The organism is Blastococcus sp. SYSU D00820, from assembly GCF_054050695.1.
Map to the genome: position 1 here is coordinate 41,218 of NZ_JBJGZW010000032.1, position 8,159 is coordinate 49,376.

The 8,159-nt window shown below is 73.1% G+C and carries 6 protein-coding genes; 3 read left to right on the forward strand and 3 right to left on the reverse strand.

Annotated features, from left to right (window positions below):
- Positions 1–73: 73 nt before the first annotated feature.
- Both pcaC and ACI79R_RS22255 read right to left on the reverse strand, forming a co-directional pair.
- Positions 74–460: a 4-carboxymuconolactone decarboxylase gene (gene pcaC / locus ACI79R_RS22250; protein ID WP_456575862.1), complete on the reverse strand. Its 387-nt coding sequence runs from the start codon at positions 458–460 to the stop codon at positions 74–76.
- Positions 461–488: 28 nt separating this feature from the next.
- Positions 489–2,165, reverse strand: coding sequence for an FAD-dependent monooxygenase (locus ACI79R_RS22255; protein WP_456575863.1), 1,677 nt, complete (start codon positions 2,163–2,165; stop codon positions 489–491).
- A gap of 283 nt (positions 2,166–2,448) precedes the next feature.
- Between ACI79R_RS22255 and ACI79R_RS22260 the strand changes: the two genes are divergently transcribed.
- The 3 genes from ACI79R_RS22260 (at position 2,449) to ACI79R_RS22270 (ending at position 6,743) form a co-directional block, all read left to right on the forward strand.
- Positions 2,449–3,978, forward strand: a complete 1,530-nt coding sequence (locus ACI79R_RS22260; protein ID WP_456575864.1) for an FAD-binding oxidoreductase — start codon at positions 2,449–2,451, stop codon at positions 3,976–3,978.
- A 67-nt stretch (positions 3,979–4,045) separates the two neighbouring features.
- Entirely contained in the window at positions 4,046–5,653 is a 1,608-nt protein-coding gene (locus ACI79R_RS22265) for a sugar ABC transporter ATP-binding protein (RefSeq protein ID WP_456575865.1), read from the forward strand.
- Positions 5,637–6,743 (forward strand): ABC transporter permease, encoded by a 1,107-nt coding sequence (locus ACI79R_RS22270; protein ID WP_456575866.1) that lies wholly within the window; start codon positions 5,637–5,639, stop codon positions 6,741–6,743. Before ACI79R_RS22265 ends, ACI79R_RS22270 begins: the two co-directional genes overlap by 17 nt.
- Before the next feature lie 24 nt (positions 6,744–6,767).
- On the opposite strand, the gene iolM is transcribed toward ACI79R_RS22270, so the two are convergent.
- Positions 6,768–7,952 carry a scyllo-inosose 3-dehydrogenase gene (iolM, locus tag ACI79R_RS22275; protein WP_456575867.1) on the reverse strand — a complete coding sequence of 395 codons (1,185 nt, stop codon included), beginning with the start codon at positions 7,950–7,952 and terminating at the stop codon, positions 6,768–6,770.
- Positions 7,953–8,159: the final 207 nt, after the last annotated feature.

Below are 8,159 nucleotides of genomic sequence, written 5' to 3' on the forward strand. Positions count from 1 at the left end.
GGAGCCGGCCGGCGTGCTTGCGTCCCGCCTGCTGGTGTCCGGTCCGGGGCGCGGCGACCGCGCCCCGGACCGGTCAGTCCTGCTGCTCCTCCTCGCGATCCAGCACCTGCTGGGCGACGATGAAGGCGCCCCGGGCCGCAGGGACGCCGGCGTAGACGGCGGAGTGCAGGAGCACCTCCGAGATCTCCTCGCGGGTCAGCCCGTTGCGCCGGGCGACGCCGACGTGCAGCGCGATCTCGTCCTCACGGCCCAGTGCCGTGAGGATGCCGAGGGTGATGCAGCTGCGGGTGCGGCGGTCCAGGCCCTCGCGGCTCCAGACCGCCCCCCACGCGTACCGGGTGATGAGGTCCTGGAAGGGGGCCGTGAACGGCGTCGTCGCCTCGATCGCGCGGTCGACGACCGCGTCCCCGAGCACGGACCGCCGCACCCTCATGCCGTCGTCGTACGCGTCGTCGCTCACGGCCGCCTCCCCTCGGACCGGCGGATGCTCACACCGCGGCCGGGACCGGCGCATCGGCCGCCGCCCGGCTCCACGCCAGCGACCCCGTGACGACGGCCCACAGGTGGTCGACGTCCTCGGGTAGCGCGTCACCGCGCCACGCGACGTGGTGGTCGGTGCGGACGAGCGCCCCGCCGGCCCGGTACAGCTCCCGCAGCGCCGGCAGGTCCGCCTCGGCCGGCGTGAACACCTCGACCGGCACGCCGCGCGCGGCCGCCGCCGCCAGCAGCGGAGCGGCGTCGAGCCCGCCGAGGTCCAGGAGGGTGAAGCCGAGGCCGAAGTGGTCGAACAGCGAGGTGCCGTCGGCCAGCCACAGGTGCGGCGCGCGGTTACCGGGCCGGGCCGACGGGGTGTAGTCCGCGAAGGTGGGCGCCGGCTCCTCCGTCCCGTCCCGCACGATGATCGGCGACAGCGTGTACTTGTAGCCCAGCTGCCCGCCCATCCGCTTGAACTGCACCATCTTCCTGGTCAGGATGTCCTGCTTGACCGCCTCTCGGACGGCGTCCCCGGCCGGGCCATCGTCCTCGATGCCCGGCCGCACCAGCTCGATCGCGCCGAGGGCGTGGTTGGCCTCGGCGCCCTGCTGGATGAAGCGGATGGCCTCGCGCCGCTCGATGCTGTAGCTGGGCAGCAGCATCGGCCCGCCCCAGCCCTGCACCATCGCCGCGAGCTTCCAGCCGAGGTCGGCGGCGTCCCCGATGCCGAGGTTCATGCCGAAGCCGCCCTGCGGGGAGACCAGGTGCGCCGCGTCGCCGAGCAGCGCCACCCGGCCGTAGTCCAGGCGCGGCGCCAGCAGCGAGTGCTGGGCGAAAGCCCCGCCGCCGAGCGGCTCGACCTCGAACTCCTGGCCCACCGCGCGGAAGAGCATCTCGCGGACGTGCTCCCAGTTGTCGCCGTCGACGCCCTCCGGCGTCGGCCCGGCGAAGTACTGCCAGCGGTCGATCGACCCCTGCGCGACGAGCAGGTCCGACCCGCGGTCCTCGTTGTAGAAGTAGACCATCGAGACCATCGGCCCGGCGGTCCACAGCTCGTGCAGCTTCGGCGCCCGGAAGTGCCACGAGAAGCTGGGCGCGAGGTTGGGGATGCCCTCCATGCGCACGTTGAGGCACTCGCGGCGCAGCGTGCTGCGGCTGCCGTCGCAGACGGCCAGGTAGTCGCCCTCGACCTGCACCGGACCGTGAGAGGTCATGACCCGGACGGACACGCCGGTGTCGTCCTGGGTGAACGACTGCGCCGCGTGCCCGTAGCGGTAGTCGATCTGCGGGAGCTCTGCCACGCGCTCCCAGAGGGTCTTCTCGATCGCCTCGTTGGGCGCCCACTCCGCCACCTCGGAGGCGAACGGCAGCGGCTCGGTCCACTCGTAGGTATTGGGGAGGTGGAGGACCTCGTGGCCGTTGAGCCGCGTGACGAACGAGACGTCCCGCTGGATGACGTCGCTGACCGGGTCGTTGCGCCGCAGGGCGTCGGCGATGCCCCAGCGGCGGAAGTGCTCCATCGACCGGACGTTCGTCATGTTCGTGCGGAGCAGGAACGGCACGCCGGCCTCGCGCTGCTCCAGCACGATGCTCGGCACGTCCCGCAGCGCGAGGTCGATGGCCAACGACATGCCCACCGGGCCGCCGCCGGCGATCACGACGGGGGCCCGGGAAACGGACTCGATGCTCACTGGTGACCTTCCTTCCGTCCCCCGCTTCTGGGCGACTGCGCCCGGGCAGGGTGTCGTGGCCGAACGAGCGAGCGTCGCGCGGCCGCAGTTCGTGCGGGGATGTCCGCGACGGTAGAGGACAGAAGTCGAGTGGTCTATCCTCAGACCGTTGCCATCCTTGCGCTTATGTCTGATAGCGTCCCGCGCCATCGAGCCGCGAGCGCGGACGCTCGTCCACGACCCCGGGATCCGGCCCCGGTGGTGGCGTTCCTCGGGCGACCGCGCGGGTATGTGAGGAGTCAGAATGGGCGCACTCGCCCCCGTCACCGTCGACGAGCAGCAGGTCGCGCGGGCCATCGAGGCCTTCACCGCCGCGCTGGGCGCCGGCTCCGTGCTCACGTCGCGCGCGGAACTCGCCGAGTTCCGCGACCCGTTCTGGCTACAGGGCTCCGAGGAGTTCGACCTCGCCGCCGCGGTGTTCCCGACGAGGGTCGAGGAGGTCCAGGCCGTCGTCCGCATCGCCAACGAGCACCAGGTCCCCCTGTGGGTGGTCAGTACCGGCCGCAACTACGGCTACGGCGGCGCGGCCCCCCGCATCCGCGGCTCGATCCTGGTGAACCTCAGCCGGATGAACCGGGTCCGGGAGATCAACCAGGAGCTCGGCTACGCGGTCGTCGAGCCCGGCGTCCGCTGGTTCGACCTGTGCGAGGCCCTCGAGACCGCCGGCAACACCCACTGGTCGTCCATCCCCGACCTCGGCTGGGGCAGCGTCATCGGCAACAGCCTGGAGTACGGCCGCGGTCACACGCGGTTCGGCACCCACGCGGAGAACATCGTGGGCATGGAGGTCGTCCTCCCCAACGGTGAGCTGATGCGCACCGGCATGGGCGCCATGACCAACAGCAAGTCCGCGCACGTGTACCCCTGCGCGTTCGGCCCCTCGGTCGACGGGCTGTTCATGCAGTCCAGCCTCGGCATCGTGGTGAGCATGGGCTGGCGGCTCATGCCCCGCCCGGAGACCTACGTCTCCTGCTGGGTGCGCTTCGACGGGGACGCCATCCTCGAGCCCGTCATCGACGTCATGCGGCAGCTGATGCAGGACGGCACCATCTCCAACTACCCGTTCCTCGGCCGCGGCGTCGTCGCCGACGAGAACGGCCAGCCCGACCTGGACCCGACCGGTGAGGCCTGGGCGATGCGCTTCGCGCTGTACGGCTACGAGGAGGTGGTCGAGGCGCAGTACCGCGTCGTCGAGCGCACCCTCGGCGCGATCCCGGGCGTCGAGCTGGGCCGGCGCACCTTCCGCGGCGACGACCGGGTGGGGCCGAACACCAACCACGAGGACCGTGTGCAGGCCGGTATCCCGGGCATGGAGCTGCTCGACCTGTACAAGATCCCCTACGGCCCCGACACCGGTCACCTGGACTTCTCCCCGGTCGGCCCGCTGAGCGGCAAGGAAGTGCTCAGCACGGTGAAGTTGGTGCGCTCGCTGTACCAGCGCCTCGGCGAGCCGTACGCCGCCGGGCTGCTGCTGCTCCCCTCGAGCATCATCCACGTCTCGGTCTCGTTCTTCGACCCCAAGGACGAGGCCATGACGCGCCGGATCTACGACAACTACGCGCCGATGGTCGAGGCGCTCGCGGAGATCGGCTATCCGCTGTACCGCACCAACATCCAGAACATGGACGTGGTGGCGAAGACGTTCGACTTCAACGACCACGCCCTCCTGCGCTTCCACGAGACGCTCAAGGACGCCCTGGACCCCAACGGCATCCTGCAGCCGGGCAAGCAGGGCGTCTGGCCGAAGTCCATGCGCGCTCCCCGGGAGGTCTGACCTCCGGATCCCCCGCCGGCTCCCGGCGGGGGTCCGTCCGGTCGAATCACGGCGCGAGGAGGCGCTCATGGACGGCGGGACACCCGGCACACCGGCCACCCCCGTGGCCGACGAGCCGCTGCTCAGGGTCCGCGGACTGTCGAAGACCTTCCCGGGTCTCCGGGCGCTGGACGCAGTGGACCTCGACGTCTACCCCGGTGAGGTCGTCGCCGTCGTGGGGCAGAACGGCTCGGGCAAGTCGACCCTGGTGAAGGTCCTGGCCGGCCTGCACGACCCCGATCCCGGGGCGCGGATCGAGCTCCGTGGCCCCGGCGGCGCGCTCGCCGGGGGGCCGGCCGCACACGGCGAACTGCACTTCATCCACCAGGACCTCGGTCTCGTGCCGATGCTCAGCACGGTGGAGAACCTCGACCTCGGCCGCTCCCACGGTCTGCGGACGCTCGCCGCCGTGCGCGGTGCCCAGGAACGCCGTCGGGCTCAGGAACTCATCGCCCGGTTCGGCGCCTCGTTCCCCGTGGACGTGCCGGTGTCGGAGCTGACCGCGAGCGAGCGGACCATCGTCGCCATCGCCAGGGCCCTGGACGGGTGGAGCCGGCCGGACAACGTCCTGGTGCTCGACGAGCCGACCGCCTCGCTGCACGGGGAGGAGGTCGGCCGGCTCTTCGAGGCGGTGCGGCGGGTGGCCGCGGCCGGGGCGGGCGTCGTCTTCATCTCCCACCGGCTCGACGAGGTCATCGACCTCGCCGACCGCGTCGTCGTCCTGCGGGACGGCCGCAAGGTCGCCGACGTGCCCGTGGCGGGGCTCGACCGGGCCGGCCTGGTCCGGCTCATCATCGGCCGGGACGTCGCCGAGCGGCAGTTCGCCCGGGGCGGGCCGGCGGCCTCGTCGCAGCCGGCCCTCGAGGTCAGCGGGCTGACCGGGGCGACGGTGCACGGGGTGGACCTGACGCTGTACCCGGGCGAGGTCGTCGGGGTCACGGGGATCCTGGGCTCCGGGCGCGAGCAGCTGTGCAGCCTCCTGTTCGGGTCCACCGCCTCCTGGGCCGGCGAGGTGCGGGTGGCCGGGCGGCCGTTGCGCCGCGGGGACCCCCGGGCCGCGATCCGGACCGGCATGGGGTTCGTCCCCGCCGACCGCCGCGTGGCCGGAGCCGTGATGACCATGAACGCACGGGAGAACCTGACACTCCCCCGCCTGTCCTCGTTGCGCCGCCGGTCGGGGCGACTGGACGGCCGGGCCGAGCGCGCCGAGGCCCGCCACTGGGCCTCGGAGGTCGGGTTGCGGCCGGCAGAGCCCGAGCGGCGGCTCGAGCTGTTCAGCGGCGGCAACCAGCAGAAGGTCGTGCTCGCCAAGTGGTTGCGCAACGAGCCGCCGGTGCTGCTGCTGGACGAGCCCACCCAGGGGGTCGACGTCGGCGCGCAAGCCTCGATCTACCAGCTGATCCGGCTGGCGGCCGACCGCGGGTCGGCGGTGCTCGTGACCTCCTCCGACACCAAGGAGCTGGCGGCGCTGTGCGATCGCGTCCTCGTGTTCCGGGAGGGCCGGCTCGTCAACGAGCTACCTCGAGAGGAGCTCTCGGAGACCCGCCTGGTGATGGAGAGCCTCGGCATCGAGAACGCGGCGGCAGAAGCACTGTTCGGACAAGGGAGTGAGGACCGCGATGTCCATGCTGGATGACGAGCGATCCGACGCGCCGGTCGGCGGCGCCCCGCAACCGCCGGCCGTGGCGACGACCAGCTCGGCCACCGGCACGCCGTCCGTGGCTGCCCGGCTCGCGCACGCCCTGTCGTTCCGCAACATCAGCGCCGTCTACATCCTGATCGCCCTAATCGCGATCTTCTCGCTGTGGGTCCCCGAGACGTTCCTGACGCCGGGGACCTGGCGCACGCTGCTGGACAACCAGGCGATCACTGCGATCGTCGCGGTCGGGCTCACGGTGCCCATCGCCGCCGGCTGCTTCGACCTCGCGGTCGGAGCGGAGGTCGGCTTCGGCGCCATCGTGGTCGCCTACCTGCTCGCCGAGGCCGGCCTGCCGGTCGTCCCGGCCGTCCTCCTCGCCCTGGCGGTGGGCGCGCTCATCGGGGTGGTCAGCGGCCTGCTGGTGGTCAAGGCACGGATCGACTCGTTCATCGCCACCCTGGGCATGAGCTCGGTCCTCACCGCGCTGACGGCGTGGGTGTCGGACAGCCAGCAGATCCTCGACCTCGGGGTCGGCTTCCAGGAGCTCGCCACCGGACAGCTGTTCGGCATCACCTACCCGGTGTACGTGCTGGTCGTGCTCGCACTGCTGGTCTGGTACGTCATGGACCGGACGCCGGCCGGCCGGAGGGTGTACGCGACCGGCGGCAACCCCGACGCCGCCCGGCTGGCCGGCGTCCCCACCTCGCGCGTCATCGTCCTGAGCCTGGTCACGTCGGCCGCGCTGGCCGCCGTGGCCGGCATCCTCCTCACGTCGCAGCTGGCGACCGGCGATCCGACCGTCGGCGGTTCCTACCTGCTCCCCGCCTTCGCCGCCGTCTTCCTGGGCTCGACCCAGTTCCGCGGCGGGCGCTACAACATCGCCGGGACCGTACTGGCCGTCTACGTCCTCGCAGTGGGCGTCAAGGGCCTGCAACTGGCCGGCGCCCCCGTGTGGTTGCCGAACCTGTTCAACGGGCTGGCCCTGCTCATCGCCGTCGGCCTCACCAAGTACGAGTGGGGCGCCGCGGTCGCCCGCTCGTTGCGCCGCCGGCCCCGGACGGCCCCCCGCGACGGCGCCCGCGCCTGAGCGCCGGCGGGGACGGGCTGCGGGCTACGCCGCGCCGTCCGTTCCGTCGGGGACGATCAGAATCTTGGCGTCCTGCCGCAGCGCGGCCCGGGCCAGCGCGTCGGGGCCGTGTCCCAGCTGGTACCGGGCGCTGATGACCGGCCGCAGGTCCACCCGGCCGGCCGCGTGCAGCGCGATGACCGGGTCGAAGCCGCCGACGTGCCCGATGGTGCCGTGCGCGGAGGCGGCGTTGAGCTGGTAGGCGAAGGTCCGGGTCGGGACGGCATGCCCCTCCGCGCCCAGGTAGACGACCTTGGCTCCGACGGCCAGCGAGGACTCGATCTCGGGCAGGACGGCCCGACCCGCTCCCGAGGCCTCCACCGCCATGTCGGCACCGGCGCCGCGGCTGTGCTCGAGGACCTGCTCCGCCGGGCGGATCCCGGCCGCGCGCAGCTCGGTCACGTCGAGTGCGACGTCGGCACCGACGGCGAGGGCCAGGTCGCAGCGAGCCCGCTCGGTGTCGAAGGCGAGGATGGTGGCCGCCCCTGCGCACCGCGCGAGTGCGACGGCGGCCAGCCCGATCGGCCCGCAGCCGAAGACCGTGACGACGGAACCGGGCAGGAAGCCCCCCGCCCGCAGGAACATGCCCACGTAGGCCACGCCCGCGGGCTCGCACAGGGCACCCACCTCGAAGACCTGCTGCGCGTCCAGGCGTTCCTGGAGCGAGCTCAGCGGCCGGGCGTTCGCCTCCCGCGTCACGAGGAACTCCGCCATCCCGCCGTCGAGGCTGAAGCCCCGGTCGTGGGCGTCGAGGCAGTGGTTGAACAGCCCTGCCCGGCACGCCCGGCAGCGGCCGCAGTACTGCAGCGTCTCCACCGCGACGGGGTCACCGGGGCGCAGCGAGCGCACGGCGCTGCCCACCTCGACCACCTCACCGGCGACCTCGTGCCCCGGGACGAGGGGCAGCCGCATGCGATAGGGCAGGAGCACGTAGCCGTCGTCGTCGGTCTCGTACATGTGCACGTCCGAGCCGCAGATGCCCACCGCCCGGCTGCGCACGATCACGTCGTCGGGCGCCGCGATGACCGGGTCCGGCCGGCTCCCCACCGACCAGCGCGGGCGGCGCCAGACCTGGGTGCCGTCCCGCGCCCAGCGCTCCCGCAGCTCGTCGTCCCCGAGCACCGCGCTCGCACGCGGCTCCCACTCGGCCTCGACCACCATCGCTCGCATCGGACCAACCCTCTCCCCACGACATCTGTCTGGAACGGACGCAGCGCGCGCCGGGAGGCGCGCGCTGCGTCTGGCCGGCGGCCGGCCGGGGGGGGGGGGGGGGGGGGGGGGGGGGCGGGGGGGGGGGGGGGGGGGGGGGGGGGGGGGGGGGGGGGGGGGGGGGGTGCCGGGCGGCGCCCCCGCGGCGGCGTCCCCACCCTTCACCGC